Raw genomic sequence first — 26,354 nt, 5'->3', positions numbered from 1 at the left:
AGGTCGGCCGACAGTGGGCGATGAGTTACGGGGGGCCGCCCGGTCTACCGTTCGTGGACGCAATGACACCCGCTGTACTCGTGCTGGCCGGCCCCGTCACCCGCGAGGAGGTGCCGGGGCTGTGCGAGGACGTGCGCGCACTGTTCGGGACGGGCTGCGGCGGTGGTCGTGACCCGGTCGTCGTGTGTGATGTGGCGGGGCTCGGGCCCCCGGGCCTGGGCACGGTGGAGCTGTTGGCCCGGCTCCAGCTGACCGCCCGCCGGGCCGGAGGCCGGATACGCCTCCGGGATCCGGCGCCCGCCCTACTCGCCTTCCTGGACCTGGTCGGGCTCAGCTTCGACGTCGAGGTCGCGGGGGAGGGACAGGGGGAGGTCGAACAGCGGGAACCAGCGCTTCGTGTCGAGGAAGCAGTGGAAACCGGTGATCCGGCCGTCTGAGATCTCCAGCACCTGGACCGCCCAGGGGGAGTAGCCGCCCGTCTCCTCGTCCGGCTTGTACTGGGCGAAGCCCGGCAGCCCGTTGACGGCGACCGGCACGAGGTGCGAGCCCGCGCAGGCGGCGCCGAGTGTCGTCATGAAGCCGGTGATGTCCTCCGGCCCGGTCAGCCACAGGTCGAACGGCGGCATCGTCATGACGGCGTCCTCGTGCAGCAGCGCGGTGAGCGCCGTCATGTCGTACCCCTCGAACGCGGCGACGTAGCGCTCCAGCAGTTTCTGCTGCTCCTCGCTGAGCGGGTCGGAGACGGCGGCCCCGGCACCGGCCGGCGCGTTGGCCTTGGCAGCGCTGTCCCGCTCGGCGAGGGTCGCCCGGGCCCGCTGGAGGGCACTGTTGACGGACGCGACCGACGTTTCGAGGAGCTCGGCGACCTCGCTCGCCTTCCAGGCCAGCACCTCGCGGAGGATCAGCACGGCCCGCTGCTTCGCCGGGAGTTGCTGGAGCGCCGCCATGAAGGCGAGCCGCACGGACTCCTTCGCCACGGCGGCCTCCGCCGGGTCCTCGACGGTGGGCAGCACGCGGGCGTCCGGCATCGGTTCCAGCCAGGTGTTGTCGGGGCGGGGGGAGAGGGCGGCCCGGGCGAGGGGGGTGGATTCGGTGAGGTCCATGGGACGGGCGCGCTTGTTGCCGGCGGTCAGCATGTCCAGGCAGACGTTCGTGGCGATGCGGTACAGCCAGGAGCGGAGGCTGGAGCGGCCCTCGAACTTCTCGTAGTTCCGCCAGGCGCGGACCATGGTGTCCTGGACGGCGTCCTCGGCCTCGAAGGAGGAGCCGAGCATGCGGTAGCAGTACCCGGTCAGTTCGACGCGGTGCCGTTCCAGTTGCACGTCGAGGTCTGTCGCAGTAGCCGTACTGTCACCCATCGCCAACCCACCCCATGGCTGCCTTCGTCGCACCATCGCGACCCAACACGAGAAAGCTAGCGCAGCCCACTGACAACGGCTCGTGGAGTGAAGAAAGGTGCAGGTGAGAAGGGTTTTCGCCCCCGACGCCCCTACCCGTCCCATCCTGTCCCTGGGGGCTGCGCCCCCAGACCCCCCTACGGCCCTGAACGGGCCTTGTCCTCAAACGCCGGACGGGCTGAGGGTGCGGGCCCGGGCTGGAGGGGCCGGCCTGCGTTGGAAGGGGTGTCGCCTTGGCTGGACACACGGAGTAGACAGGCGGGTGGGTGGGAAACCAGGTCTGGGCTGTACGGGCCCGTCCTCAGGCGCCGGACGGCACCGGGAGGGTCGAGGGTGACCTTCGTGCCGCCCTGGACCCCAGCACCGTGACCGTCACCACGCCGAGTACCGCCAGCAGGCCCATCCCCACGGTTCCCGACCAGCCACTCGCGTGGAACGCCACCGCGCCCAACGTACTGCCGGCGCTTGAGCCGATGTAGTACGCCGACTGGTACAGCGCCGACGCCTGCGCCCGGCCCACCTTCGCCGCGTGGCTCACCGCCGACGACGCCACCGCGTGCCCCGCGAAGAACCCCGCCGTGATCAGCACCAGGCCCAGCAGAACCAGCGCCAGGGTGTCCGACAGCGACAGCAGCAGGCCCGTCGTCGTCGTGCCGCCGGCCAGGTACAGGGCGCCCCGGCGACCCAGGCGGGCCACCAGCCTGCCCGCCGTCGACGCCGACACCGTACCCACCAGGTAGACCAGGAAGATCGAGCCGACCACACCCTGGGGCAGGCTGAACGGGGCCTCCGTCAGGCGGTACCCGATCACCGTGTAGACCCCGCCGAACACCGTCATGAACAGGGCGCCGATCGCGTACAGCCGCCGTAGCAACGGGTTCGCCAGATGCGTACGGACCGTGCGCGCAAGGACCCGGGGCCGCAGTGAGCCCGTCCGGAAGTGACGCGGCGCGGGGAGCAGCAGCCGGAAGGCCACCGCGCAGCCCACCGCCACTACACCGATCACGGCGACCGCGACCCGCCAGCCCCACTCCTGCGCGACCCAGCCCGTGATGACCCGGCCGCTCATCCCGCCCACGCTGTTGCCGGCCACGAACAGGCCGATCGCGGTGATCAGCGCCTTGGGACGGACCTCCTCGGCCAGGTAGGCGGTGGCCGACGCCGGCAGCCCGGCCAGGGCGGCGCCCTGTACCGCCCGCAGCGCGATCAGCGCGCCCAGCGACGGGGCGAAGGGCACCAGCATCCCGACCGTCACGGCCACGGCGAGCGATGCCGTCATGACCGTACGCCGCCCGAACCGTTCCGACAGGGCGCTCATCGGGAGGACGAACAGGGCCAGCGCACCGGTCGCCGCCGACACCGTCCAGCTCGCGTCGCTCGCCGGTACCCCGAACTCGCCGGAGATCAACGGCAGCAGTGCCTGCGTGGAGTAGAGGAGGGCGAAGGTCGCGACGCCCGCGAGGAAGAGCGCGAAGCTCATCCGCCGGTAGCCGGGCCCGCCCGGGGCCATACGGAGGTCGGCGGCGGGGAGCGAGGGGAGCGACGGAGGGGTGGCGGCCACGATCGTGGCCGCCCCGGTACTGGCAGCAGGCATGCCTCGAAGTTACGTACGACCCCGTTCATCCGTCCAATGCATGGAAACCCCATAATTGTTCCCATGGTGCATCAGCAGAGGTCAGAAGCCCGTCTGTCACCGTCCGGTGACACAGAAGACATCGTCACCGCTCTCGCTCCACGCCTCGCCTACTTCGCCGGAGTCGCCCGCACGGAACACGTCACCCGTGCCGCCCAGGAGATGCAGGTGCCGCAGTCGACGCTCTCCCGGGCGATGGTCCGCCTCGAACAGGATCTGGGCGTCGACCTGTTCGCCCGACGAGGGCGCACCGTCTCGCTCACCCCCGCGGGGCGTACGTTCCTCGCCTCCGTCGAGCGGGCCCTCGCCGAGATCGGGCGGGCCGCCGACGAGGTGCGCGCCGACGCCGACCCCGCCGCCGGCAAGGTCGCCTTCGGCTTTCTGCACACCATGGGCGCCGAGACCGTGCCCGGCCTGCTGCACGCCTTCCGCGCCGACCATCCCCGCGTCCGCTTCACCCTCGTACAGAACTACGGCGAGGCCATGCTCGAGCGCCTGCGCTCCGGCGAACTGGACCTCTGCCTGACCTCGCCCGTCCCCGACGCCCCCGACCTGGTCGCGCGCCGCCTCGACGAACAGAAACTCCGTCTCGTGGTCCCGGCCGACCACCGCCTCGCCACCCGCAGACGCGTCCGCCTCGCGGAAGCGGCCGACGAAACCTTCGTCACCCTGGAACCCGGCTACGGCCTCCGCCGCATCACCGACGACCTGTGCAAGCAGGCCGGCTTCCGCCCCCGCATCGCCTTCGAGGGAGAGGAGGCGGAGACACTGCGGGGCCTGGTGGCGGCCGGGCTGGGGGTAGCCCTCCTCCCACCCCCGGCCGTCCCCCGCCCAGGAGTCGCGGAACTGACGGTCACCTCACCAAGAGCGGCAAGGGAGATCGGCGTGGCCTGGCTCGACGGCCACCCGGACACGCCACCGGTGGCAGCCTTCAAGAAATTCCTGCTCTCACGTAGGGGCAACTTGCTCCCTACGTGAGGACAGACGGACCTGCCTTTACGGGCGCGGGGAACTGCGCGACCAGCCACACACAACCCGCACCCCGAACACAACCGATCCGCCCCGAACCTACCGCCGCAAAGACCGCCCGAACCCCGCAGCCAGCGGCATCCTCAACCCCAGCGGCGGCGGAGCCATCAACGCGTCCTGCACAGGCCGGGAGAACCCCCGCCCGAACAGCACCCCCATCACGAAGTCCTCCGCCAGCGCGTGCACTTCCTGCCGGTACTGATGCAACCCGTGTCCGTCCGCGTGCACTTCGAACCGGCAGATGTCCCGGTTCGCCTTCTTCGCCCGCGCCGCGAACCGGAACGACAGTTCGGGATCGGTCCGTGCGTCGTTCGTGCCGTGCACGATCAGCACCCGCCGTCCCGTCAGCTGCCGTACCGGTTCGGGCGGCGCCGCCACGTCCTCCTCGGGCAGCCAAGGTGCCAGCGCCAGTACGGAGTTGACGGCCTCGTGGTCCGCCGCGCGCAGCGCCGCCCGGCCGCCCATGTCGACGCCGGCGAGGCATACGGAGACGTCGCCGTACCGCCGTACGATCTCGTCGACGGCCCATCGCGCGTCGTGCGCGAGCTGCGCCTCGCTGCCGTTCCAGCCGCGGTAGCGGTAGTGGACGACATGCACGGCCAGTCCGTCCGCACGGCCCGCGCGGGCGAGCCGGCGGCCCAACGCCCTTACGGAGGCGGCCGCCAGGAGGGGCGACGGCCTGCGGGTCGATACCTCGTCACCGCCGGGCAGCAGCAGGACCGCGCCGCTGACCGACGTCGGCTCCGGACCCAGTGCCCTCCCGAGCCGGGCCTGACGTACCGGCGTCACTTGGTGTGCCATGACAGAACAGTGTCAGAAGCATCGGTGTACGCGACCTGTCCTCGCGGTCACCGTTACGTATCGGCGGAAACGTACAGGCGAAGAAAGGGAAAAAGAAAGAGAAAAGAGGACAGGCGTTCTACGCGCGTAGGAGTTAGAGTGCGGAAATGACGAGCCAGAGTGATCGGACGACGAGTCGGAAGACTGCCCGGAGCGCATCCACCGCGAGCGCCTCACCCGCCGCGAGCACCGCATCGACCGCGAGCACCCCGAGTCCCGGTCCCACCCCGGACCAGATTCGGCGCGCCCCCAAGGTCCTGTTGCACGACCATCTCGACGGCGGCCTGCGTCCCGGCACGATCGTCGACCTCGCGCGTGACACGGGGTACACCCAACTGCCCCAGACCGACCCCGACAAGCTCGGTGCCTGGTTCCGTGACGCCGCCGACTCCGGTTCGCTGGAACGGTACTTGGAGACCTTCGCCCACACCTGCGCCGTCATGCAGACCCGCGACGCCCTCGTCAGGGTCGCCGCCGAGTGCGCCGAGGACCTCGCCGAAGACGGTGTCGTCTACGCCGAGGTGCGGTACGCGCCCGAGCAGCACCTCCAGGCCGGCCTCACCCTCGAAGAGGTCGTCGAGGCAGTCAACGAGGGCTTCCGGGAAGGTGAGCGGCGGGCCAGGGAGAGCGGTCACCGCATCCGGGTCGGCGCCCTGCTCACCGCGATGCGGCACGCCGCCCGTTCGCTGGAGATCGCCGAACTGGCGAACCGCTACCGCGATCTGGGCGTCGTCGGCTTCGACATCGCCGGTGCCGAGGCCGGCTTCCCGCCCACCCGGCACCTCGACGCCTTCGAGTACCTCAAGCGCGAGAACAACCACTTCACCATCCACGCCGGCGAGGCCTTCGGGCTCCCCTCCATCTGGCAGGCACTCCAGTGGTGCGGCGCCGACCGGCTCGGTCACGGCGTGCGGATCATCGACGACATCCAGGTCCAGGACGACGGCTCGGTGAAGCTCGGCCGCCTGGCCTCCTACGTACGGGACAAGCGCGTTCCCCTGGAGCTGTGCCCCAGCTCCAACCTCCAGACCGGCGCCGCCACCTCCTACGCCGAGCACCCGATCGGGCTGCTGCGGAAGCTGCACTTCCGTGCGACGGTGAACACCGACAACCGGCTGATGTCGGGCACCTCGATGAGCCGGGAATTCGAGCATCTTGTCGAAGCGTTCGGTTATTCGCTCGATGACATGCAATGGTTCTCCGTCAATGCTATGAAGTCAGCATTCATTCCTTTCGATGAACGACTGGCGATGATCAATGACGTCATCAAGCCCGGATATGCCGAGCTGAAATCCGAATGGCTGTTCCGGCAGACCGCCTCCACCAGCGGTTCTGTCGAGGCGTAGGGCTGATCCGGGGAGTCGGGAAGCGGTCGGGCCGGTGCGGTTCGGCCGCTTTTCGATGTTTGCGGCGGGCGGCTTCCCGTGTTTACGGTCGTGGACCGCTCACATCCCCGTCTCGCATTCAAGGACGCATTCACTATGAAGCAGTCTGCTGCCAAGACCCTCGGTGTCGCCGCTCTCGGTGCCGCCTTCGCCGCGGCGGGTGCGGGTGCCGCCAACGCCGCCCCGGCCCTCCCCGCCCTCCCGGACTCCGCCGCGCTGAGCTCCGTGACCCAGACGCTGCCCGTGGAGAGCGCGTCGAAGGCGCTGCCGGGTGCCGCCGAGGCCGTGGCCCAGGGTCAGGGCGCGCTCGGCGCGGGCGTGGCCGCCGCGCAGCCTGCCGTCACGAAGCTGCTGTCCGAGGGCCCCACGGCGCCGGTCTCCGGCCTGCTCGGCGGTCTCCCGCTGCAGGGCCTGCCCACGCACGGCCTCCCGCTGAACGGCATCCCGCTCGGCTGACCCACCCTGTGAACGCGCCGATGGGGCGCACCCCTGATGTGAAGGGGTGCGCCCCATCGGCATGCGGGCGGGCCGTCCGAGGGGCTCCGACTACCAGGCGGCGCCGGCCTTCGCCGCGTGCTGCTCGGAGGGCAGCAGGACCCACAGGGCTATGTAGAGCACGAACTGCGGGCCGGGCAGCAGACAGGAGAGCACGAAGATCACGCGCATCGTCGTCGTGGAGATGCCGAAGCGCCGTGCCAGCGCGGCACACACTCCGCCGATCATGCGGCCGTTGGTGGGGCGGGCAAGGGCGGTCATGGCGTCTCCTCGGTGAGTACGGTGTCGGCTGCGATGTCGGGACCGGCTTGTCCGGCCCCCTCATCTGTACTCAACGTTACGGACGCACAACGGGCGAAGCATCGCTCTACGGGGCGATCCCGACCCTGGGAATCGTCGGGGTCCTACCCTGAGTCGCGTCCTGGGTGCGGATGGCCGCCCGGTGCCTGCGGTCGCTCCTGCGGCGTAGGCAGGACCGTACGGCGGGCACCACGGCGACATGCGCGAGGCCCACGCCCACGGTGTTCAGCAGCAGCGAGTCGACGTCCACGACCTGACCGGGTACGCCGGTCTGCAACAGCTCGATGCCGAGCGAGATCATGGCACCGGCGATGACCGTACGGACGAGCGAGGCGAGCGGCGAGACATCGAGCCGTCCGCCCGCCATCGGCAGCAGCACCCCCAGCGGAGCCAGCAGCGCGAGCCCCTGCGTGATGCGCCGGGCGGCCTCGAGCCAGCCGAGGGTCAGATCAGCGCGTATGCCCGCGAAGGGCTGCAGGTTGGGTGGCAGTTGCCACGGGATGTCGAGCGGACGCAGCGTGATCCAGGCGACGAGCGCGAGATGGGCGACGAGGAGGACACCTCCCGCCGCGCGGATGCGATTCGCGGCACTTTCGCCGCCCGAGCGTTGACGCTGCACGCCCCCCAAGACGCGAGGGTCGGCACGATCGGTTCCGGGTTGCCCCATTGCAGGGGGGTGAGTCATGTGCCACACGGGGCGGAGCGCTCCGCCAGGAGTGCAGTGACAGGCCGTCGGTCGGCTGCGGGGGCGTCGTGGCTGGTCGCGCAGTTCCCCGCGCCCCTACAGGGGCGCCCCCTACGGGAAGGAGTGCTCAGCCGCCGTCCACCCCCGACGACGGCGGCACCTGCGCCCCGGGCCGGGAGCGGACCTCCGGCGTGCACGCGTACCGGCGCGGCGGGCCGGCGGCCGGGCCGCCCAGGACGACGGAACCGTCCCCCTCGGCGGCGGCGGAGTCGGAGAACGTGCAGACGATCTGGGCGAGGGCGTACGACGAGAGGTCCGCCGGGGGCGTGCTCAGGCGCAGGGTGTCCTCGGGGTCCCGCGGGTCCGGGCCGCGCACGCTCATCCCGCCGCGCACGTCCGTCGTGTAACCGGCCTGCGTCTCACTGGCCCGCGGCGTCCTGGCCAGCTCGTCCAGCAGCCCCTGGGCCACCAGGACGCGCCGCTCCGCCTCCGCCGTGCCGTCCGGGACGCGCACCGCGCGGTCGACGGTCACCAGCTGGGAGGCGCACAGCAGGAACACCTGGACCGGCACGCCCGCGGACGTCCGCGGGGCGCCGCCCGACGCGGAGGGACCGGAGACGTCGGAGAGGGAGCACGGGACGCGGGAGGGCGCCGGACCGAAGTCCGTCGGGACCTCGGTGGCCCGGATCCCGCAGCCGGCGAGCAGCACCGCGAGCAGCGGCACGGCCAGCAGCACGGCCAGCCAGGGCCGTGCGGCACGTACGCCACGTGCGCCGGGTGAGTCAGGTATGCCGTGTATGTCTGTCGCGCCCCGCACGTTCCGTAGCCTCCGTACGTTCGTCACACGCTCTCCCCGTCGACGTTCGCGCCGTTCGGCTCGGCCGGGGTCTCCGTCAGGGCCGACGGGTCCCTGGGCAGCCGCAGGGTGAACACCGCGCCGCCCTTCGGAGAGTTCGCGGCGGTGATCTCGCCGCCGTGGATGTGGGCGTTCTCCAGGGCGATGGACAGGCCCAGGCCGCTGCCCTCGGAGCGGGGGCGGGAGGCACTCGCCTTGTAGAAGCGGTCGAAGACGTGCGGCAGCACGTCCTCGGGGATGCCCGGACCGTGGTCCTGCACCTCGATCAGCAGGTCGGCGTCGGCGGCAGCGTCATCGGACGCGCGCACCGACACCCGTACCGGCGAACCGCCGTGCTTGAGGGCGTTGCCGATGAGATTGGCCAGGATGACGTCCAGGCGGCGCGGGTCGAGCAGGGACATGATGCCGCGCTCGGCGTCCAGTTCGACGGCGTCCAGCCAGGCGCGGGCGTCGATGCAGGCCGTGATCTGGTCGGCGATGTCGACGTTGTCCAGGACCAGCCGGGCGGTGCCCGCGTCGAAGCGGGTGACCTCCATCAGGTTCTCCACCAGCGAGTTGAGCCGCCGGGTCTCGCTGACCACCAGTTTCACCGCGGGTTCGATCATCGGGTCGATGCTGCCGGTCTCGGCGTCCAGTTCCTCTTCGAGGATCTCCGTCACGGCGGTGATCGCGGTGAGCGGCGTACGCAGCTCGTGGGACATGTCCGCCACGAACCGTCGCGAGGCCTCGTCACGCGCGCTCATGTCGGCCACCCGGGTCTCCAGCGCCTCCGCCGTGTGGTTGAACGTCCGGGCGAGATCGGCCAGTTCGTCCGTGCCCGACACCCGCAACCGGGTGTCCAGCTTCCCCTCGCCGAGCCGCCGGGCCGCGATACCGAGACGCTGCACCGGCTTCAGTACGGTCGTGGCGGCGGCCTGCGCGAGCAGCGCCGAGCCGATCAGCGCGAGGCCGGTGGCGATGCCCAGCGACCAGGCGAGCGAGTTGAGGTCCTTCTCCTCGGGCTCCAGCGACTTCAGCATGTAGCCGGCCGGACCGCCGCCGATCACCTTCGTGCCCGCGACCAGATAGGGCTTGTCGCCGTCGATGATCCGCTGCCAGTACAGGTGGTACGGGTACTTGTTGTTCGAGGTGATCGACTGCTGCCTGCCGACCGCCGTACGCAGCGACTTGGGCACGTCGGCCAGCGAGAAGGTGTCCAGCGCACCGGAGTTGCCGACGACCGTCCGCCCGCTCCCGTCCTCGGCGACCAGCAGCACACTGAACCGCTGGCTGCTGGCGGCCATCTGGCCCGCCGTGTGCTGGAGTTCGTCCTGCGTGGGACTGGCCGGGAGCACCCCGGCGCGGTTCTGCATCTCCTGCTGGAAGTCGCGCAGTACCGCGTCCTGCGTACGCGTGAGCACCGCCTCGCGGTTGAGCCAGTACGCGATCCCGGACGCCGACACGGCCGCCGTCAGCGCGACCAGGCCGAAGACCACGACGAGCCGCAGTCGCAGGCTGGTGAAGCGCAGCCCGGAAAGTATCGCCCTGCGCGCCGCGGCCCAGCCACGGAGCTTGTCCTGCGGTTTCGTCACTGAGGCGAGTCCAGCCGGTAGCCGACCCCGCGGACGGTACGGATCAACGTCGGCGACGACGGCACGTCCTCGACCTTGGCGCGCAGCCGCTGGACACACGCGTCCACCAGCCGTGAGTCGCCCAGGTAGTCGTGCTCCCACACCAGACGCAGCAACTGCTGGCGGGACAGCGCCTGACCGGGCCGCCGGCTCAGCTCAAGCAGCAGCCGCAGCTCGGTGGGCGTCAGCTGCAGGTCCTCGCCGTTCTTCGTCACCGTCATCGCCGAGCGGTCGATGACCAGCGAACCGTAGGTCGCCGAGTCGTTGGACTCCCGCTCCCCGCGCCGCAGCACGGCCCGGATCCGGGCGTCGAGCACCCGGCCCTGCACGGGTTTGACGACATAGTCGTCGGCGCCGGACTCCAGCCCGACGACCACGTCGATGTCGTCGCTGCGCGCGGTGAGCAGAATGATCGGCAGCTGGTCCGTGCGCCGGATGCGCCGGCACACCTCGAACCCGTCGATACCGGGCAGCATCACATCAAGGACGATCAGATCCGGCCGCTGCTCGCGCAACAGCTTCAGACCGTCCTCACCGGTGGCAGCGGTGGCAACCCGATGTCCCTGGCGCGTCAAAGACAGCTCCAGGGCCGTACGGATGGCGTCGTCGTCCTCGATCAGCAACAGGGAAGGCACGGATGCATTCTGGCCCATGGCCGGGCCGGGCTGCGACTGTCAGGGGCTTGTGGGGTGTTTTCGGGGTGTCGGAGGGCCCCTACCGCGCCTTTCTGTAACCCTCCTGTGTTGTTCGGCGCGCTGTTCCTGAGAACGGGCCCTGTTGCACGCCTGTGACAGTCGGCGGACACCCTCATGAAGTGGCTTGGGCAAGCTTCTCGGCACAGGCGAGGGAGCACCAGGAACCGAGCCGAACACCGGGAAGTCCACGACGGGGGGCGCGAGATGAGCACGCTGCACAGCACAAGCGCGAACGCAGTGATCACGCGTCTGCACGACGTCACCCGGACCACCGAGAAGTCCGGTGCTGCAAACGGGCGGGGGTGCGTTCGCGGCACCGGGCGTCAGCACACCACGTACATGTCGGTGGTTGACGCGCACACAGGGGGAAGCACCAGCGGTACCACGGGGGTTACGGGGGCCGCGTACAGGGAGTCCACGGGGGAGCGCTGTTCGCTGTCGGAGGCGGAGTTCACCGCCTACGTCCAGGAGCGTCGTGCCTCCCTGTACGCAACCGCCTACCACCTCACCGGTGACCGCTTCGAGGCCGAGGACCTGCTCCAGAGCGCGCTGTTCTCGACGTACCGGGCCTGGGACCGGATCAGCGACAAGGCGGCGGTCGGGGGCTACCTGCGCCGCACCATGACGAATCTGCACATCAGCGCGTGGCGTCGCCGCAAGCTGAACGAGTACCCGACCGAGGAGCTGCCGGAGACGGCCGGCGACACGGACGCGATGCGCGGCACGGAGCTGCGCGCGGTCCTGTGGCAGGCGCTCGCCCGGCTCCCCGAACTCCAGCGGACGATGCTGGTCCTTCGTTACTACGAGGGCCGCACCGACCCGGAGATCGCGGAGATCCTCGACATCAGTGTCGGCACGGTGAAGTCCAGCATCTGGCGGTCGCTCCGCCGGATGCGTGAGGACGAGGTCCTCAGCTTCGGCCGTGACGAGGAGGAATCCTTCGGGGAGCTTGTGGCCTGAGGGTGTGGGGGAAAAGCCGCTCAACGGGGGAGCGGTGACGGGGGAAAGTACGGGGGAGCACCACCAGGGGGGAAACCACCGGGGCCGGGGGGCCTCGGGGGTGGCACCACACGGGGGAAGCACAAAAAGAGCGGGGCTGGAGGGCCGGGGGGTCCATCCAGTCCCGCTTTTCGTGTACGTACGTGTGCGTGTACGGGGGTTCAGGCTGCCGTGCTCGGCTGCACGCGGCGTCCCGCCGCCGCGTCGGCCAGCCTGCCCATCGCCTCGTCCCGGTCGCACGCGTGGGCGCCCAGGGCCGTCTGGCGGGCCACGATGGAACGCTCGGCGCGCATCAGCCGCCAGCCGCGGCGCAGCAGGAACGGCACCGACTTGCGGCCCTCACGCAGATCCCGCAGGAAACGCCGGCGGAACGTCCTGATCGGTCCCCGGCTCAGACAGAGCGCGTCCGCGAGGACGCCCTCCTCCCGGCAGCGCCCGACGATCTCGGCGGCGAAGATGCCCTCCGCGATGAACAACGGGGTCCGGCCGATGTCTACGCGCTCCTCGCCCGTGCGGGCGCTGCGCGAGATGTCGTACACGGGCACGTTCGTACGACCCGTGCGGCACAGCTCGGTGATCGCGGTGACCGCCGTGTCCGCGTCCCACGACTCCGGGTGGTCCCAGTCGATGTCGGTGCTTCCCAGAACCTGCGGCAGCGTCGGGTCGACGCCCTCCTTGTAGAAGTCGTCGAGCCGCAGGACCGGGAGTCCGGAACGGGCCGCGAGGAGGGACTTGCCGGAGCCGGAAGGGCCGCAGAGCAGCACGACTCGCGTGGGTATGGGCGGGTGGGAGGTCACGAGACACCAGTGTGGGGCATCGGGCGCCCCCCTGCCGACCCCGCGGGTCGACTTTGGAAGGTGCGTCACATGTCAACTACCCTTCGTGTCGACCCGATTACCCAGTGCACCAGAAGGCGGCACCAGTCATGGCACGACACACGTCCATCCAGAACCAGACCGCCCAGCGCGCCCTGATCGCCCTCGCGGCCACCGGCGCGGCCCTGGGGGCGGGTGCCGCGACGGCCTCCGCCGCCGAGGGTGGCCCCGCGGTGGACGTCATTCGCATGACCCCCACCACCTCGTTGGGCAAGATCGACCCGCAGAACGGCCTGGCGGCGCTCACCGGCACGGTCGGCTATGTCACGGGCCCGGTCGCGGGCCTCAAGCCCAACCCCCTCGCCGGTACGGGTGTCGACCCGCTCGACAACGGCGTGGGCACCCAGCTCGCCGACTTCCAGCCCCTGACCTCCCAGGCCCTCACCGGTCCGGTCGCGCAGGCGCAGTCGATCGGGCGCATTCCGGTGCTGGGGGAGGCCTTGGGGGTCCTGGGCGGTTGAGGCGCGGGGAGGGGGCGGGGAGCTGCTGACCGATGTCGGGTGCGCGTGCGTCGTGGCTCGTCGCGCAGTTCCCCGCGCCCCTACCAGGCGGCCTGCGGCCGGCCTAGTAGGAGGAGCCCGACGCGCCCAGCGAACCCGTCGGATGCCAGACCGTCTTCGTCTCCAGGAAGGCCGTCATGCGTTCGGTGCCCGGGGTGGCGAACCACTGGGCGTTGTCCACAGTCTGTGGACGCAGGACGCGCTTGAGGTTGTCGGCCGCCGCGACCTCCAGCTCCTTCGCGAGGCCGTCGTCGGCGCCCGCGCCCGCCAGGTCGATCGCGTTGACGTCCTGGTGCGCGGCCAGCGACGGGCTGATCTCCGCCGTACGGCCGGAGAGGATGTTTACGACTCCGCCGGGTACGTCAGAGGTGGCCAGCACCTCGCCGAGGGAGAGCGCGGGGAGCGGTGACTTCTCGCTGGCGATCACGATCGCCGTGTTGCCGGTGGCGATCACCGGGGCGAGCACCGACACCAGACCCAGGAACGACGACTCCTGGGGGGCGAGGACCACGACCACGCCGGTCGGCTCGGGCGAGGACAGGTTGAAGTACGGTCCCGCGACCGGGTTTCCGCCCCCGACGACCTGGGCGATCTTGTCGGTCCAGCCCGCGTACCAGACCCAGCGGTCGATCGCCGCGTCCACCTGGGCGGTGGCCTTCGACTTCGACAGGCCCTCCGCCTCCGCGACCTCCCGGACGAACTGCTCCCGGCGGCCCTCCAGCATCTCGGCGACGCGGTAGAGGATCTGACCCCGGTTGTACGCCGTGGCCCCGGCCCAGCCGCCGAACGCCTTGCGCGCGGCGACGACCGCGTCACGGGCGTCCTTGCGGGAGGAAAGGGGCGCGTTCGCCAGCCAGTTGCCCTTAGCGTCGCTCACCTCGTACACCCGGCCGCTCTCGGAACGCGGGAACTTCCCGCCCACGTACAGCTTGTAGGTCTTGAAGACGGACAGACGTGCGTCCGACCGTGTGTCCGGTCGTGTGTCCACTTTTGCGTCAGACATCGAGGTACGCCTCCAGGCCGTGGCGACCGCCCTCGCGGCCGAAGCCCGACTCCTTGTAGCCGCCGAACGGCGAGGTGGGGTCGAACTTGTTGAACGTGTTGGACCAGACGACGCCGGCGCGGAGCTTGTTGGCGACGGCGAGGATCCGCGACCCCTTCTCCGTCCAGATGCCCGCCGACAGGCCGTACTGGGTGTTGTTGGCCTTGGCGACGGCCTCGTCCGGGGTGCGGAAGGTGAGGACCGAGAGCACCGGGCCGAAGATCTCGTCGCGGGCGATGGTGTGCGCCTGGGTGACGTTCGTGAACAGCGTCGGGGCGAACCAGTAGCCGGCCGACGGGAGTTCGCAGGCCGGGGACCAGCGCTCGGCGCCCTCCGCCTCGCCCGCCTCGACGAGCGAGGTGATCCGGGAGAGCTGCTCGGCGGAGTTGATCGCGCCGATGTCCGTGTTCTTGTCCAGCGGGTCGCCGAGGCGCAGCGTGGACAGACGGCGCTTGAGCGAGTCGAGCAACTCGTCCTGGATCGACTCCTGTACGAGGAGCCGGGAGCCCGCGCAGCAGACCTGGCCCTGGTTGAAGAAGATGCCGGTGACGATGCCCTCGACGGCCTGGTCGATCGGCGCGTCGTCGAAGACGATGTTGGCGCCCTTGCCGCCCAGCTCCAGGGTGACCTTCTTGCGGGTGCCGGCGACGGTGCGCGCGATCGCCTTGCCGACGGCCGTCGACCCGGTGAACGCGACCTTGTTGACGTCCGGGTGCGCGACGAGCGCGGCTCCCGTGTCGCCGTAGCCGGGAAGGATGTTGACGACGCCCTTGGGGAGACCGGCCTGGCGGCAGATGTCCGCGAAGAAGAGCGCGGACAGGGGGGTCGTCTCGGCGGGCTTCAGTACGACCGTGTTGCCGGTCGCGAGGGCCGGGGCGATCTTCCACGCCAGCATCAGGAGCGGGAAGTTCCAGGGGATGACCTGTCCCGCGACACCCAGCGGCCTCGGGTTCGCGCCGAAGCCCGCGTGACCGAGCTTGTCCGCCCAGCCCGCGTAGTAGAAGAAGTGGGCCGCCACGAGGGGCAGGTCGGCGTCCCTCGTCTCCTTGATGGGCTTGCCGTTGTCCAGGGTCTCCAGGACGGCCAGCTCGCGGGAGCGCTCCTGGATGATGCGGGCGATACGGAAGAGGTACTTGGCGCGCTCGGAGCCGGGCAGTGCCGACCACTTCTCGAAGGCCTTGCGGGCAGCCTTGACGGCACGCTCGACGTCCGCCTCGCCCGCCTGGGCGACCTCGGAGAGGACCTCCTCGGTGGAGGGGGAGACCGTCTTGAAGACCCTGCCGTCGGCGGCCTCCACGAACTCGCCGTCGATGAACAGGCCGTAGGAGGGCGCGATGTCGACGACCGAGCGGGACTCGGGCGCCGGGGCGTACTCGAACGCGGAGGTGAATGCGGATACGGATGCGGATGCCATGGTGATCAGTCCACCGTCACGTAGTCGGGGCCGGAGTAGCGGCCGGTGGCCAGCTTCTGACGCTGCATCAGCAGATCGTTCAGGAGCGAGGAGGCGCCGAAGCGGAACCAGTGGTTGTCGAGCCAGTCCTCGCCCGCCGTCTCGTTGACCAGGACCAGGAACTTCACCGCGTCCTTGGTGGTGCGGATACCGCCGGCCGGCTTCACGCCCACCTGGATGCCGGTCTGGGCGCGGAAGTCGCGTACGGCCTCCAGCATCAGGAGGGTGTTCGCGGGCGTCGCGTTCACGGCGACCTTGCCGGTCGACGTCTTGATGAAGTCGGCCCCGGCGATCATGCCGAGCCAGGAGGCGCGCCGGATGTTGTCGTACGTCGACAGTTCGCCGGTCTCGAAGATGACCTTGAGCCGGGCGGACGCCCCGCAGGCCTCCTTCACGGCGACGATCTCCTCGTACACCTTCAGGTAGTTGCCCGCGAGGAACGCGCCGCGGTCGATGACCATGTCGATCTCGTCCGCACCGGCGGCGACGGCGTCACGCACGTCGGCCAGCTTCACGGCGAGGGCGGCGCGGCCGGCGGGGAAGGCGGTGGCGACGGAGGCGACCTTGACGGTGGACCCGGCGACGGCCTCCTTCGCGACGGCCACCATGTCGGGGTAGACGCAGACCGCGGCCGTGGCGGGCGCCGTACGGTCGGTCGGGTCGGGGCGGACCGCCTTGGCGCCCAGCGACCGGACCTTGCCGGCGGTGTCGGCGCCTTCCAGCGTCGTCAGGTCGACCATCGAGATGGCGAGGTCGATGGCGTACGCCTTCGCGGTGGTCTTGATGGAACGCGTACCGAGAGAGGCGGCGCGCGCCTCCAGGCCGACCGCGTCGACGCCGGGCAGCCCGTGAAGGTAGCGGCGCAGCGTGCTGTCGGACGCGGTCACGTCCTTGAGCGGGAGTGCGGTTGATGCAGTGGTGGGCATGGTCACAAGCCGAGCATATCTACGCGCGTAGCGGCTGTACAGCCCTCGGGATTTTGCCTTAGGGGGTGCTGGGGTGGGTGCTGTGCTGGGTGGGCGTCGGATTGGTTCGCCCCCGCCGCCCCTACCCGTCCCATCACCAGGGGCTCCGCCCCTTCGACCCCGCCAGGGGCTGTGCCCCCTGGACCCCCCTTCGGCCTGCACGGCCTCGTCCTCAAACGCCGGACGGGCTGGGAAGGCGAACGCCGGACGGGCTGGGAGGCGGGCACCGGACGGGCTGGGAGGCGGGCACCGGCGGCAGGGCGCGTTCGAGGTGTCGGGCAGAATCGGGGGCATGACGACCCCGGACCACCCGTCGCCCGCGCAGGGCCCTACGCCACCCGTGTCTCCCGACCGGGTCTACCGGTCACCCTCCGCCCTCCTGGCCGGAGTGCTGCTGCTCGGGCTCGCGGGCTGGCTCGGCGGTGACGCGCTGTTCGCCGGCCAGGGGCGGACGCCGTGGCTGGCGCTCGCCACGCTCCTCCTCGTCGTCCCGCTGGTGATCGGCTTCACGCTGCGGCCCGCCGTGCTCGCCGACGACCACCGGCTGCGCGTGCGCAACCCGTTCCGGGTCATCGTGGTGCCCTGGGGCGCCGTCGCCGGGTTCCGGTCGGGCTTCTCCAACGAGGTCCTCGTCGAGTCCGGCGCCAAGTACCAGCTGTGGGCCATCCCCGTCTCGCTGCGCGCCCGCAAGCGGGCCAACCGGGCCAGGATGCGCGAGGCCCGCGACGCGGGCGGAGGCCGCGGCCGGATGTCCCTGGTGCCGCCCGGACCCACCCGCGCCCAGAACGACCGGACCATGGACGACCTGGGCCACCTCTGGGAGGCCCGCGAGAAGGCGCTCACCTCACAGGGTGAGGTCACCGTGAAATGGGCGTACGAGATCATGGCGCCCGCTGCCGCCGGTGCGGTCCTGCTGGCGATTCTGCTCGCGGTCGGCTGAGCCGCGTGGCCCTCCCCGACGAGTCGCTGCGGCTGCCCGGCGCCTCCATACCCGACGGCTGCCAGGACTGGACCACCTCCCGCGCGGCCGAGTGGTCGGCCGCGCTGCCGCCCCGCTGGACCTTCCTCCGGGTGCGCCGGTCGGTCGCGGCCGGTGCCGCCACCCTGGTGCTGTGCGTGGGCGCCCTGGTGGCGATGGCCGGCGGCCTGTGGCCGTTCGTCGCCGCCGGGTTCGCGGTGTACGTCCTGTGGGTCCTCGCCCGGCCCGAACTCGTGTGGGTCGGCGCACCTCTGTTACTGCTCGCCCTCACCACGGAGGCCTCCTCCATGCCGTGGGCGCTGACCGGCTTCGGCGTGGTCGTCGTGCTGGGTTCCTGGGCCGTAGTGGCGCTACGGCTGCGAGCGCGCGGTGAGCAGCTGGAACGGGCCGTGGCCGCCGCCGGGGGCGTCGCCGTGCTCGTGCCGGGCGCCGACGCTCCCGTACGGCGTGGGCGGCTGTTGTTCGGCCTGGGGTCCTTCGTGCTCGCGCTCGCCGTGCTGACCGGCGCCACCGCCGGGCTCTGGGGCTCGGCCGAGGACCAGGAGGGCGCCTGGGTCTTCACCGTCTTCCTGGCCGGCCTCGGGGCGACCGCGCTGACCTCGGGATGGCTCGGCCGGCGACGGGCGGGCGCGCTGCGCGGAACTCCGGTGCCGGTGCTGCGTGTGCTCGTACGGGACGACGCGCAGGGCAGTACGGAGGTGTACGCCGCCGACGATCTCTCCGCCGAGCGGCCCCTCTTCACCGTCGAGCTCAGCTCCTTCGACGAGGACGACGATGACGATGACGATGACGATGACGAAGGGGATGGGGGTGGGGGCGGGGAGGATCGCGCTGGTGAGGACGAGGAAGGTGTCGACGAGCTTCGGCGGGCCCTGCTCGGCCTCGACGACGACACCCTCGGGCCGGTCCGGGAGGCCGTTCTCTACGGTGCGCCCTTCGACGGCGCCGAGATCCTCGTCGTCAGCGCCGATGAGGATCCCGAGCAGCCGCCGCTGACGGAGTGGTCGGCGGGACCGGTCCGGCCGCTGTCGCCGTACGCGAGTCGCAGGCGCGTCGCCCGGCACCGAGTACAGGCCGCGGACAGCCTCCAACTGGAGCTGCAGGGGCGGGAGTTGGTCGAGCAGCAGGCGACTGTCGGCCAGGTGCGGCGATGGCGGGCGGGGTGGCTGGACTGGCTGGGGACCGTGCTTGTCGTGCTGTGGTGCCTGTGGCCCGTCCGAAACTGGTTCGACGACCCCGACCTCGCGACATGGAAGCTGGTGGCCCTCCCCCTGCTCGGACTGTTCGGCGCGGCCGCCGTCCCCATGAAGCTGGCCTGGCGCGTCACCGCCGACCGGTCCGGTATCTGGATCAATGGGCTGCGCGGCCCCCTGCATGTGCCCTGGGACGACCTCCGTTTCGTACGGCGCCGGTCCCTGGAGCTGAAGATCGACTGGCAGAACGGCAACTGGGCGGTCTCCGCACCCCGCTGGGGCCGGCTCCAGCGGCGCCGGGGGCTGACCCACCCGTACGACGCCCTGGCCGCCGAACTGACCGCCATGCGCCTCGACACCGAGCTGCGGCCGACCGGCGAGAGTGACGCGGCGGAACGGGGACGGCCGCTCTGGCCGCTGGCCGTGGTACTGGCGGCGGTGTGGGCGGTGGTATTGGTGGCGGCGCGCTGAAGGATGAGGGGCGCGTCCGCCTCCGTCTGTGGATCACTCGATGGGGTGCCTCCGGCCGGGGTCACCCCATCGAGTGCGGTTCTCGTACGGCTGCGGGTCAGATGCCCGCCGCTGCGGAGAGGTCCCGCTTGATCGTCTCCAGCAGGTCCGTCGCCTTCGCCCGGGCCGCCGGGAGATCCGCGTGCGTGGGCACCGGGAGGACGACCTCCAGGTAGCACTTCAGTTTGGGCTCCGTGCCGCTGGGGCGGACGATGACGCGGGCGCCGTCGAGCGTGTAGCGCAGGCCGTCCGTGGGCGGAAGCGTCTCGGTGCCCCGGGTGAGGTCCTCGGCCTTCGTGATCGGCAGGCCCGCGAGGTGCGTCGGGGGCCGCTCACGCAGCCGGCTCATGGCGTTCGCGATGACCGACAGGTCCTCGACGCGGACCGAGAGCTGGTCCGTGGCATGCAGACCGTGGTCGACCGCGATGTCGTCGAGCAGGTCGAGCAGCGTACGGCCCTCGGCCTTCAGCTCGGAGGCGAGTTCCGTCATGACGAGCGCGGCCGTGATGCCGTCCTTGTCGCGCACGCCGTCGGGGTCCACGCAGTAGCCGAGGGCCTCCTCGTAGCCGTAGCGCAGGCCGTCGACGCGGGCGATCCACTTGAAGCCGGTGAGGGTCTCCTCGTAGGGCAGTCCCGCCTTCTCGGCGATCCGGCCGAGGAGGGACGAGGAGACGATCGACTCGGCGAACGTGCCCCGCGCTCCATGCCGGACCAGCTGGGTGGCGAGGAGGGCGCCGACCTCGTCGCCGCGCAGCATGCGCCAGCCGTCGACGCCGGGTACGGCCACCGCGCAGCGGTCCGCGTCCGGGTCGTTCGCGATGATCAGGTCCGGGTTCGTCTCGCGGGCCTTCGCGAAGGCGAGGTCCATCGCGCCGGGCTCTTCCGGGTTGGGGAAGGCGACGGTCGGGAAGTCCGGGTCGGGGTCGGCCTGTTCGGCGACCAGCTCGGGGGCGGGGAAACCGGCCCGGGCGAAGGCCGCGAGGAGGGTCTCACGGCCGACGCCGTGCATCGCGGTGTAGACCGTACGGGCCGTACGGGGGGAGCCGGGGGTGAGGACCGCGTCCGTACGGGCCAGGTAGGCGTTCAGGACGGTGTCGTCGAGGGTTTCCCAGCCGGTGGTGGGGCGGGGCACGTCGGCGAGGGCCCGGACGGCGTCGATCTCGGCGGCGATCTCGGCGTCGGCGGGCGGGACGATCTGGGAGCCGTCGCCCAGGTACACCTTGTAGCCGTTGTCGCGGGGCGGGTTGTGGCTGGCGGTGACCTCCACGCCCGCGACGGCGCCGAGATGCCTTATGGCGAACGCCAGTACGGGGGTGGGGAGGGGGCGGGGGAGTACGGCGGCCCTGAGACCCGCGCCGGTCATCACGGCGGCGGTGTCCTGGGCGAAGTCCGCCGACTTGTGGCGGGCGTCGTAGCCGATGACGACGAGGCCGTCCGTCTGGCCCTTGGCCTTGAGGTACGCGGCGAGGCCGGCGGCGGCGCGGATGACGACCGAGCGGTTCATGCGCATGGGGCCGGCGCCGAGTTCGCCTCGGAGGCCCGCGGTGCCGAACTGGAGGGTGCCGGTGAAGCGGATGGTGAGTTCGGGGAGGTCGTGGGCGTCGATGAGCTTGGCGAGTTCCTCACGGGTTTCGGCGTCGGGGTCCTCGGCCAGCCAGGCCTTGGCCCGGGCGATGAGTTCGTCGTCGTGCACGTCGGGTGCCTCTCGTCGGTGTCGTGCGGTGTCGTGCGGTGCGGTGCGTGTCGGGTGCGGCCCATTGTTGTCGCCCCCGCCGCCCCTACCCGTCCCATCGCGTTCCTGGGGGCTGCGCCCCCAGACCCCCCTCCGGCCCTGAAGGGGCCTTGTCCTCAAACGCCGGACGGGCTGGAGGTGCGGGCCGGCGCGAAGGGTGCGGTGGACGGGTGGGGCTCGGTTGCGGGGTCGGGGTCCTCGCCGGAGCTACAGGCGGTCCAGGACCCGGGTCAGCAGGGCGCCCATGCGGGTCGCGCTGTCGCGGCCCGCCTGGAGGACCTCCTCGTGGTTCAGGGGCTCGCCCGTCATCCCGGCCGCGAGGTTCGTCACCAGCGAGATGCCCAGGATCTCGGCGCCGGCCTCCCGCGCCGCGATCGCCTCCAGCACCGTCGACATCCCGACCAGGTCCGCGCCGATGGTCCGCGCCATCCGGATCTCCGCCGGCGTCTCGTAGTGCGGGCCCGTGAACTGGGCGTACACGCCCTCCTCAAGGCTGGGGTCGATCTCCTTGCACAGGGCACGCAGCCGCGGCGAGTACAGGTCCGTCAGGTCGACGAAGTTCGCGCCGACGATCGGGGACGTCGCCGTGAGGTTGATGTGGTCGCTGATCAGGACCGGCTGGCCGGGGCGCATGTCGGCGCGCAGGCCGCCGCAGCCGTTGGTCAGGACGATGGTCTTGCAGCCGGCGGCCACGGCGGTACGGACACCGTGCGCCACGGACGCGACGCCACGGCCCTCGTAGTAGTGCGTGCGGCCCAGGAAGACCAGCGCGCGCTTGTCGCCGATCCGGTACGAGCGGATCTTGCCGCCGTGGCCCTCGACGGCCGGCGGGGGGAATCCGGGCAGCTCGGTGACCTGGAGCTCGGCCTCGGGGGTGCCCAGGGCGTCCACGGCCGGAGCCCAGCCGGAGCCCATCACGAGGGCGACGTCGTGGGTCTCGGCACCCGTGAGCTCCCTCAGGCGCGCGGCGGCGGTGTCGGCGGCGGAGTAGGGGTCGCCCTGGATGTCGTCCGGAAGAAGAGATGCGTTCACGCGCATGAGGGTATCCGCTTCGAGCCTACGCGCGTAGATGACGGAGGTCACGGGATGGCGATCGTTGTCTTGTCGTTTCCGGCCAACGTTTCCGACCAACGTCTCCAACCATGGAGCGGGCAGCCGGTGGGAAGTCGGTGGACAGTCGGCTGCCGCTGCTCAACAGGGACGTTTTCTCAGTTCCATCACGTAGTCGTGCGGCGCCCCCGCCGACTCCGCCGCGTCGGCGATCTCGCCCAGGTACCGCGCCGACGGCAAGCCGCCCTCGTACCCGTTGAGGACGTACGCCCACGCGGGTTCCTCGCCCTCCAGCGTGTCGACGCGCAGCCGCATCCGGCGGTAGATGTCGAGGCCCACGCCCTCCCAGCGGTCCAGCGAGTCCTCGTCGAGCGGGGCGATCTCGTACAGGGCGACGAAGACCTGGGAACGGGGTGCCTCGACGATCGTCGGGAGTGCGCCCTCCCAGCCCATGTGCTCGCCGGCGAACGTCAGCCGCCACCCGGTCAGCCAGCCGGTGGCGCGCAGCGGCGAGTGCGGGGCGCGGCGCGTCATGAGCCGCGCGTCGAGATTGCCGGCGTAGGCGGCGTAGAGCGACATGGATCGAGAGTACGGCAGCGGACCCGGCCGCCACTCCGGCAGCACACGCCCCTTTCGTACCCGCACAGGTGTCCGCCCCGAGCCCGCCCGGAGTCTGCCCCGGACCCGTGGCGGCCCCCGGGGCGTCGGCACCTCGGCGCGTACGGGACAATGGGGTATGTGACTCGGATCGTGATCATTGGTGGCGGACCCGGCGGCTACGAAGCGGCGCTGGTGGCAGCGCAGCTCGGCGCGGAGGTGACCGTCGTCGACTGCGACGGTCTGGGCGGGGCGTCGGTGCTCACCGACTGCGTACCGTCGAAGACTCTGATCGCCACGGCCGAGGTGATGACGACCTTCGACTCCAGTTACGAGGAGTTGGGGATCATCGTCGCCGATGACACCCCACCCGACAAGCAGGCCGCCCGCGTCGTCGGTGTCGACCTCGGCAAGGTCAACCGACGGGTGAAGCGCCTCGCCCTCGCCCAGTCGCACGACATCACCGCCTCCGTCACCCGGGCCGGCGCGCGCGTCCTGCGCGGGCGCGGCCGGCTCGACGGCATGCAGGGCATGGACGGCTCCCGCAAGGTCGTCGTCCGGGCCGTGGACGGCAGCGAGGAGACCCTCGTCGCCGACGCCGTACTGATCGCCACCGGCGGACACCCGCGTGAGCTGCCCGACGCGCAGCCCGACGGTGAGCGCATCCTCAACTGGACCCAGGTGTACGACCTCACCGAGCTGCCCGAGGAGCTCATCGTGGTCGGCTCCGGTGTCACCGGAGCCGAGTTCGCGGGCGCCTACCAGGCCCTCGGGTCCAAGGTCACCCTCGTGTCGTCGCGCGACCGCGTGCTGCCCGGCGAGGACCCCGACGCCGCCGCCGTCCTCGAAGAGGTCTTCCGGCGCCGTGGCATGAACGTCATGGCCCGCTCCCGCGCCGAGTCCGCCAAGCGCGTCGGCGACCGGGTCGAGGTCACCCTCTCCGACGGGCGCGTCATCAGCGGCTCGCACTGCCTCATGGCCGTCGGCGCGATTCCCAACAGCGCCGGGATGGGGCTGGAGGAGGCCGGGGTCAAGCTGCGCGACTCCGGGCACATCTGGACCGACAAGGTGTCGAGGACGACCGCCCCCGGGGTGTACGCCGCCGGCGACGTGACCGGCGTCTTCGCCCTCGCGTCCGTCGCCGCCATGCAGGGCCGTATCGCCATGTACCACTTCCTCGGCGACGCGGTGGCCCCGCTGAACCTGAAGACCGTCTCGTCGAACGTGTTCACCGACCCCGAGATCGCCACCGTCGGCTACACCCAGGCCGATGTCGACGGCGGCAAGATCGACGCCGTCGTCGTCAAACTGCCGTTGCTGCGCAATCCGCGCGCGAAGATGCAGGGCATCCGCGACGGCTTCGTCAAGCTCATGTGCCGGCCGGGCACCGGGATTGTCGTGGGCGGGTGCGTCGTGTCGCCGCGCGCCTCCGAACTCATCCACCCGATCTCGATCGCCGTCGACAACAATCTGACGGTCGAGCAGATCGCGAACGCGTTCACGGTCTATCCCTCTCTTTCGGGATCGATCGCCGAGGTCGCCCGGCAGCTTCACACACGCAAGGCGTCGGCCGAGGCCTGACAGCCGGGCGACGGCAAGGGTGGCAACTTCCCGCAGGTCACGGGGATTTGCCACCCATTCCCCCGGCATAAGCAGGGGGGATGGCGCGTATACCACTTCCCGTACCCGCTTGCGAACAACTTCTGTTATTCGGCGCATACTGCTGAAAGCAGACGGTCGTTGGGGTTACTGTCAGTTTCGTGTTCGCTGCAGAACGTCGTCAATTGATCCTCGAAATGGTGCGTGCCAATGGAGCCGTGTCGCTCCGTGAGCTCGCCCGCGTCGTCCAGACCTCCGAAGTGACCGTACGGCGGGACGTGCGCGCACTGGAGGCAGAAGGACTCCTCGACCGCCGGCATGGCGGTGCGGTATTGCCGGGCGGGTTCACGCGGGAGTCCGGCTTTCCGCAGAAATCTCATCTCGCGACCGCCGAGAAGACGGCCATCGCCGACCTCGCCGCGAGCTTCGTCGAAGAGGGCGAGGCCATCGTGGTCGGGGCGGGGACCACCACGCAGGAGCTGGCACGCCGGCTCGCGCGGGTCCCCGGGCTGACCGTCGTCACCAACTCCCTGTTGGTGGCCCAGGCGCTGGCCCACGCGAACAGAGTGGAGGTCGTGATGACCGGCGGCACTCTGCGCGGTTCCAACTACGCCCTGGTCGGCAGTGGCGCCGAGCAGTCCCTGCACGGGCTGCGGGTGTCCAAGGCCTTCCTCTCCGGAAGCGGGCTCACCGCCGAACGCGGGCTGTCCACCTCCAACATGCTGTCGGCGTCCGTCGACCGCGCGTTGGTGCAGGCCGCCGCCGAGGTCGTCGTGCTCGCCGATCACACCAAACTCGGTTCGGACACCATGTTCCAGACCGTGCCCACGGATGTGATCACCCGCCTCGTCACCGACGAACCGCCCGTCCACGACGACCGTGCGGGTACGGAACTCCAGGCCCTGGCCGACCAGGGCGTGCAGATCGCCGTGGCCGGCTCGTCGGGCTCGGGAAACGGTTCCCCGGGGAACGGGCAGCAGGGCGGTGAGCAGGTCCCGACGCGCCAACAGCGTCGCGACGTGCCGCTTCCCAACCCGCGCCGGGGACAACTGCCCGGCGGGGCGGCGGGTCATCCGCTGCGCGGCACGATGCTGGGCGAGCAGTCCGGCGGACCCGGCGATCGTGAGCGGGAACGGACCCGGGTGGCGGACCTCCGCCGCCGCTGACCGTCGTAGGAAGCACGCGACCGAGTTCGCGATGAGTTACTGAGACGGTGCTGCCTTCAGGCCCCGCAGCGTCAGGGTCAGGAGGCGGTCGGCCAGGTCCGGGTCGTCCGGGGTCGCCTCGGCCGCCAGCGCGATGGCGTTGGTGAGCTGGAGCAGGTCGCCGATGGAGACGTCGGCGCGGAGGGTGCCGGCCTGCTGGGCGCGGGTGAGCAGGGCCGCGCCCGCCGACCGCATCGGGTTGCTGCACCTGGCCAGGTCCGAGTCGGCGTCGTACGACACCGTCATGAGCGCCTGTGCCAGGCCGCGGTACTCACCGGCGTGCGTGACGATCTCGCGCAGCCAGGTCACCAGTGCGGCGCACGGCTCCGGGTCGGTCAGCAGTTCGCGGGAGCGGGCCAGCAGGTCGCTCACCGAGTCCTCGAAGACCGCGCTCATCAGGGCGTGCCGGTTGGGGAAGTGACGGTAGAGCGTGCCGATGCCCACGCCGGCGCGCCGGGCCACGTCCTCCAGGGAGGCGTCCGTCCCGTGCTCGGCGAAGGTGGAGCGCGCCTGTGCGACGAGCCGTTCGTAGTTGCGGCGGGCATCGGCACGGAGGCCTGCCGGCGGCTGGGCCATGGGGTCACCTGCCCTTCCTTCACTTGTTCTGGGAGTTCAGCATGCCATCGGGCGGGCGCCGTTTGGGTGCGTGGGTGTTGCCGGGTGCGGGCCGTGGGGTCGCGCAGTTCCCCGCGCCCCTGAGGGACGGGCGCTGCGCGCCCAGTACCTCAGG

General features: G+C 71.0%; 25 protein-coding genes and 1 pseudogene. 10 read left to right on the top strand and 16 right to left on the bottom strand.

Annotation, left to right across the window (positions count from 1 at the left end; genetic code table 11):
* Window positions 1-20 precede the first annotated feature (20 nt).
* Window positions 21-272 (top strand): annotated as a pseudogene (locus tag QA861_RS16130) (STAS domain-containing protein); the annotation flags it as partial.
* A 30-nt stretch (window positions 273-302) separates the two neighbouring features.
* Here the strand turns inward: QA861_RS16130 and QA861_RS16125 are convergent.
* Both QA861_RS16125 and QA861_RS16120 read right to left on the bottom strand, forming a co-directional pair.
* Complete coding sequence (locus QA861_RS16125; RefSeq protein ID WP_334589015.1) at window positions 303-1,358, bottom strand: sigma-70 family RNA polymerase sigma factor; 1,056 nt, start codon at window positions 1,356-1,358, stop codon at window positions 303-305.
* Between the two features lie 340 nt (window positions 1,359-1,698).
* Window positions 1,699-2,991 carry an MFS transporter gene (locus QA861_RS16120; RefSeq protein ID WP_334589014.1) on the bottom strand — a complete coding sequence of 431 codons (1,293 nt, stop codon included), beginning with the start codon at window positions 2,989-2,991 and terminating at the stop codon, window positions 1,699-1,701.
* A gap of 63 nt (window positions 2,992-3,054) precedes the next feature.
* On the opposite strand from QA861_RS16120, the gene QA861_RS16115 reads away from it, so the two are divergent.
* On the top strand, window positions 3,055-4,008 hold the full coding sequence (locus QA861_RS16115) for a LysR family transcriptional regulator (protein ID WP_334589013.1): 954 nt from the start codon (window positions 3,055-3,057) through the stop codon (window positions 4,006-4,008).
* Window positions 4,009-4,098: 90 nt separating this feature from the next.
* Here QA861_RS16115 and QA861_RS16110 read toward each other — a convergent pair whose 3' ends face one another.
* The gene (locus QA861_RS16110) at window positions 4,099-4,860 is read right to left on the bottom strand and encodes a dienelactone hydrolase family protein (protein ID WP_334589012.1); all 762 of its coding nucleotides are present in this window, start codon (window positions 4,858-4,860) and stop codon (window positions 4,099-4,101) included.
* Window positions 4,861-5,006: 146 nt separating this feature from the next.
* Between QA861_RS16110 and QA861_RS16105 the strand changes: the two genes are divergently transcribed.
* Together QA861_RS16105 and QA861_RS16100 are read left to right on the top strand one after the other, a co-directional pair.
* Window positions 5,007-6,245 carry an adenosine deaminase gene (locus tag QA861_RS16105; RefSeq protein ID WP_443041488.1) on the top strand — a complete coding sequence of 413 codons (1,239 nt, stop codon included), beginning with the start codon at window positions 5,007-5,009 and terminating at the stop codon, window positions 6,243-6,245.
* 135 nt (window positions 6,246-6,380) lie between these two features.
* A complete protein-coding gene (locus QA861_RS16100; RefSeq protein ID WP_334589011.1) occupies window positions 6,381-6,740 on the top strand; it encodes an ATP-binding protein in 360 nt (119 codons plus the stop codon).
* A gap of 90 nt (window positions 6,741-6,830) precedes the next feature.
* Here the strand turns inward: QA861_RS16100 and QA861_RS16095 are convergent, their stop codons facing one another.
* From QA861_RS16095 to afsQ1, 5 genes are all read right to left on the bottom strand, one after another.
* Window positions 6,831-7,040 (bottom strand): PspC domain-containing protein, encoded by a 210-nt coding sequence (locus tag QA861_RS16095; RefSeq protein ID WP_006383556.1) that lies wholly within the window; start codon window positions 7,038-7,040, stop codon window positions 6,831-6,833.
* A gap of 106 nt (window positions 7,041-7,146) precedes the next feature.
* Complete coding sequence (locus QA861_RS16090) at window positions 7,147-7,698, bottom strand: VanZ family protein (RefSeq protein WP_334589010.1); 552 nt, start codon at window positions 7,696-7,698, stop codon at window positions 7,147-7,149.
* 193 nt (window positions 7,699-7,891) lie between these two features.
* On the bottom strand, window positions 7,892-8,554 hold the full coding sequence (locus tag QA861_RS16085) for a hypothetical protein (protein ID WP_334590573.1): 663 nt from the start codon (window positions 8,552-8,554) through the stop codon (window positions 7,892-7,894).
* Window positions 8,555-8,604: 50 nt separating this feature from the next.
* A complete protein-coding gene (locus tag QA861_RS16080; protein ID WP_334589009.1) occupies window positions 8,605-10,191 on the bottom strand; it encodes an ATP-binding protein in 1,587 nt (528 codons plus the stop codon).
* On the bottom strand, window positions 10,188-10,865 hold the full coding sequence (afsQ1, locus tag QA861_RS16075; RefSeq protein ID WP_006383553.1) for a two-component system response regulator AfsQ1: 678 nt from the start codon (window positions 10,863-10,865) through the stop codon (window positions 10,188-10,190). Before afsQ1 ends, QA861_RS16080 begins: the two co-directional genes overlap by 4 nt.
* A gap of 264 nt (window positions 10,866-11,129) precedes the next feature.
* On the opposite strand from afsQ1, the gene QA861_RS16070 reads away from it, so the two are divergent.
* Window positions 11,130-11,885 (top strand): SigE family RNA polymerase sigma factor, encoded by a 756-nt coding sequence (locus QA861_RS16070; protein WP_334589008.1) that lies wholly within the window; start codon window positions 11,130-11,132, stop codon window positions 11,883-11,885.
* A gap of 200 nt (window positions 11,886-12,085) precedes the next feature.
* On the opposite strand, the gene QA861_RS16065 is transcribed toward QA861_RS16070, so the two are convergent.
* On the bottom strand, window positions 12,086-12,721 hold the full coding sequence (locus QA861_RS16065; RefSeq protein WP_334589007.1) for a uridine kinase family protein: 636 nt from the start codon (window positions 12,719-12,721) through the stop codon (window positions 12,086-12,088).
* A 128-nt stretch (window positions 12,722-12,849) separates the two neighbouring features.
* On the opposite strand from QA861_RS16065, the gene QA861_RS16060 reads away from it, so the two are divergent.
* On the top strand, window positions 12,850-13,260 hold the full coding sequence (locus QA861_RS16060) for a hypothetical protein (RefSeq protein ID WP_334589006.1): 411 nt from the start codon (window positions 12,850-12,852) through the stop codon (window positions 13,258-13,260).
* 103 nt (window positions 13,261-13,363) lie between these two features.
* On the opposite strand, the gene QA861_RS16055 is transcribed toward QA861_RS16060, so the two are convergent.
* The 3 genes from QA861_RS16055 to deoC are packed head-to-tail and all read right to left on the bottom strand — an operon-like array spanning window position 13,364 to window position 16,720.
* Complete coding sequence (locus tag QA861_RS16055; protein ID WP_334589005.1) at window positions 13,364-14,302, bottom strand: aldehyde dehydrogenase family protein; 939 nt, start codon at window positions 14,300-14,302, stop codon at window positions 13,364-13,366.
* Entirely contained in the window at window positions 14,295-15,755 is a 1,461-nt protein-coding gene (locus QA861_RS16050) for an aldehyde dehydrogenase family protein (protein ID WP_334589004.1), read from the bottom strand. The genes QA861_RS16055 and QA861_RS16050 overlap by 8 nt, the downstream gene beginning before the upstream one ends.
* A 5-nt stretch (window positions 15,756-15,760) precedes the next feature.
* A complete protein-coding gene (gene deoC, locus QA861_RS16045; RefSeq protein WP_334590572.1) occupies window positions 15,761-16,720 on the bottom strand; it encodes a deoxyribose-phosphate aldolase in 960 nt (319 codons plus the stop codon).
* Between the two features lie 331 nt (window positions 16,721-17,051).
* Here deoC and QA861_RS16040 point away from each other — a divergent pair, with 331 nt between their 5' ends.
* Complete coding sequence (locus QA861_RS16040) at window positions 17,052-17,699, top strand: PH domain-containing protein (protein ID WP_334589003.1); 648 nt, start codon at window positions 17,052-17,054, stop codon at window positions 17,697-17,699.
* Between the two features lie 5 nt (window positions 17,700-17,704).
* Complete coding sequence (locus QA861_RS16035) at window positions 17,705-19,402, top strand: hypothetical protein (RefSeq protein WP_334589002.1); 1,698 nt, start codon at window positions 17,705-17,707, stop codon at window positions 19,400-19,402.
* Between the two features lie 97 nt (window positions 19,403-19,499).
* On the opposite strand, the gene QA861_RS16030 is transcribed toward QA861_RS16035, so the two are convergent.
* The 3 genes from QA861_RS16030 to QA861_RS16020 form a co-directional block, all read right to left on the bottom strand.
* Window positions 19,500-21,134, bottom strand: a complete 1,635-nt coding sequence (locus tag QA861_RS16030) for a phospho-sugar mutase (RefSeq protein ID WP_334589001.1) — start codon at window positions 21,132-21,134, stop codon at window positions 19,500-19,502.
* Between the two features lie 246 nt (window positions 21,135-21,380).
* Window positions 21,381-22,205, bottom strand: a complete 825-nt coding sequence (locus QA861_RS16025; RefSeq protein ID WP_334589000.1) for a purine-nucleoside phosphorylase — start codon at window positions 22,203-22,205, stop codon at window positions 21,381-21,383.
* Window positions 22,206-22,364: 159 nt separating this feature from the next.
* Window positions 22,365-22,802 carry a gamma-glutamylcyclotransferase family protein gene (locus tag QA861_RS16020; protein WP_319092349.1) on the bottom strand — a complete coding sequence of 146 codons (438 nt, stop codon included), beginning with the start codon at window positions 22,800-22,802 and terminating at the stop codon, window positions 22,365-22,367.
* A 150-nt stretch (window positions 22,803-22,952) separates the two neighbouring features.
* Between QA861_RS16020 and QA861_RS16015 the strand changes: the two genes are divergently transcribed.
* Both QA861_RS16015 and QA861_RS16010 read left to right on the top strand, forming a co-directional pair.
* Window positions 22,953-24,401 carry an NAD(P)H-quinone dehydrogenase gene (locus QA861_RS16015; protein ID WP_334588999.1) on the top strand — a complete coding sequence of 483 codons (1,449 nt, stop codon included), beginning with the start codon at window positions 22,953-22,955 and terminating at the stop codon, window positions 24,399-24,401.
* Window positions 24,402-24,580: 179 nt separating this feature from the next.
* Window positions 24,581-25,585: a DeoR/GlpR family DNA-binding transcription regulator gene (locus QA861_RS16010; RefSeq protein WP_334588998.1), complete on the top strand. Its 1,005-nt coding sequence runs from the start codon at window positions 24,581-24,583 to the stop codon at window positions 25,583-25,585.
* Between the two features lie 36 nt (window positions 25,586-25,621).
* On the opposite strand, the gene QA861_RS16005 is transcribed toward QA861_RS16010, so the two are convergent.
* Window positions 25,622-26,200: a TetR/AcrR family transcriptional regulator gene (locus tag QA861_RS16005; protein ID WP_334588997.1), complete on the bottom strand. Its 579-nt coding sequence runs from the start codon at window positions 26,198-26,200 to the stop codon at window positions 25,622-25,624.
* Between the last annotated feature and the right edge of the window lie 154 nt (window positions 26,201-26,354).

Origin of the sequence: Streptomyces sp. B21-083 (assembly GCF_036898825.1) — a bacterium.
Classification (GTDB): domain Bacteria; phylum Actinomycetota; class Actinomycetes; order Streptomycetales; family Streptomycetaceae; genus Streptomyces.
The sequence above is the reverse complement of the archived record's forward strand: the minus strand, read 5'-3'. Positions and strand labels throughout refer to the sequence as shown.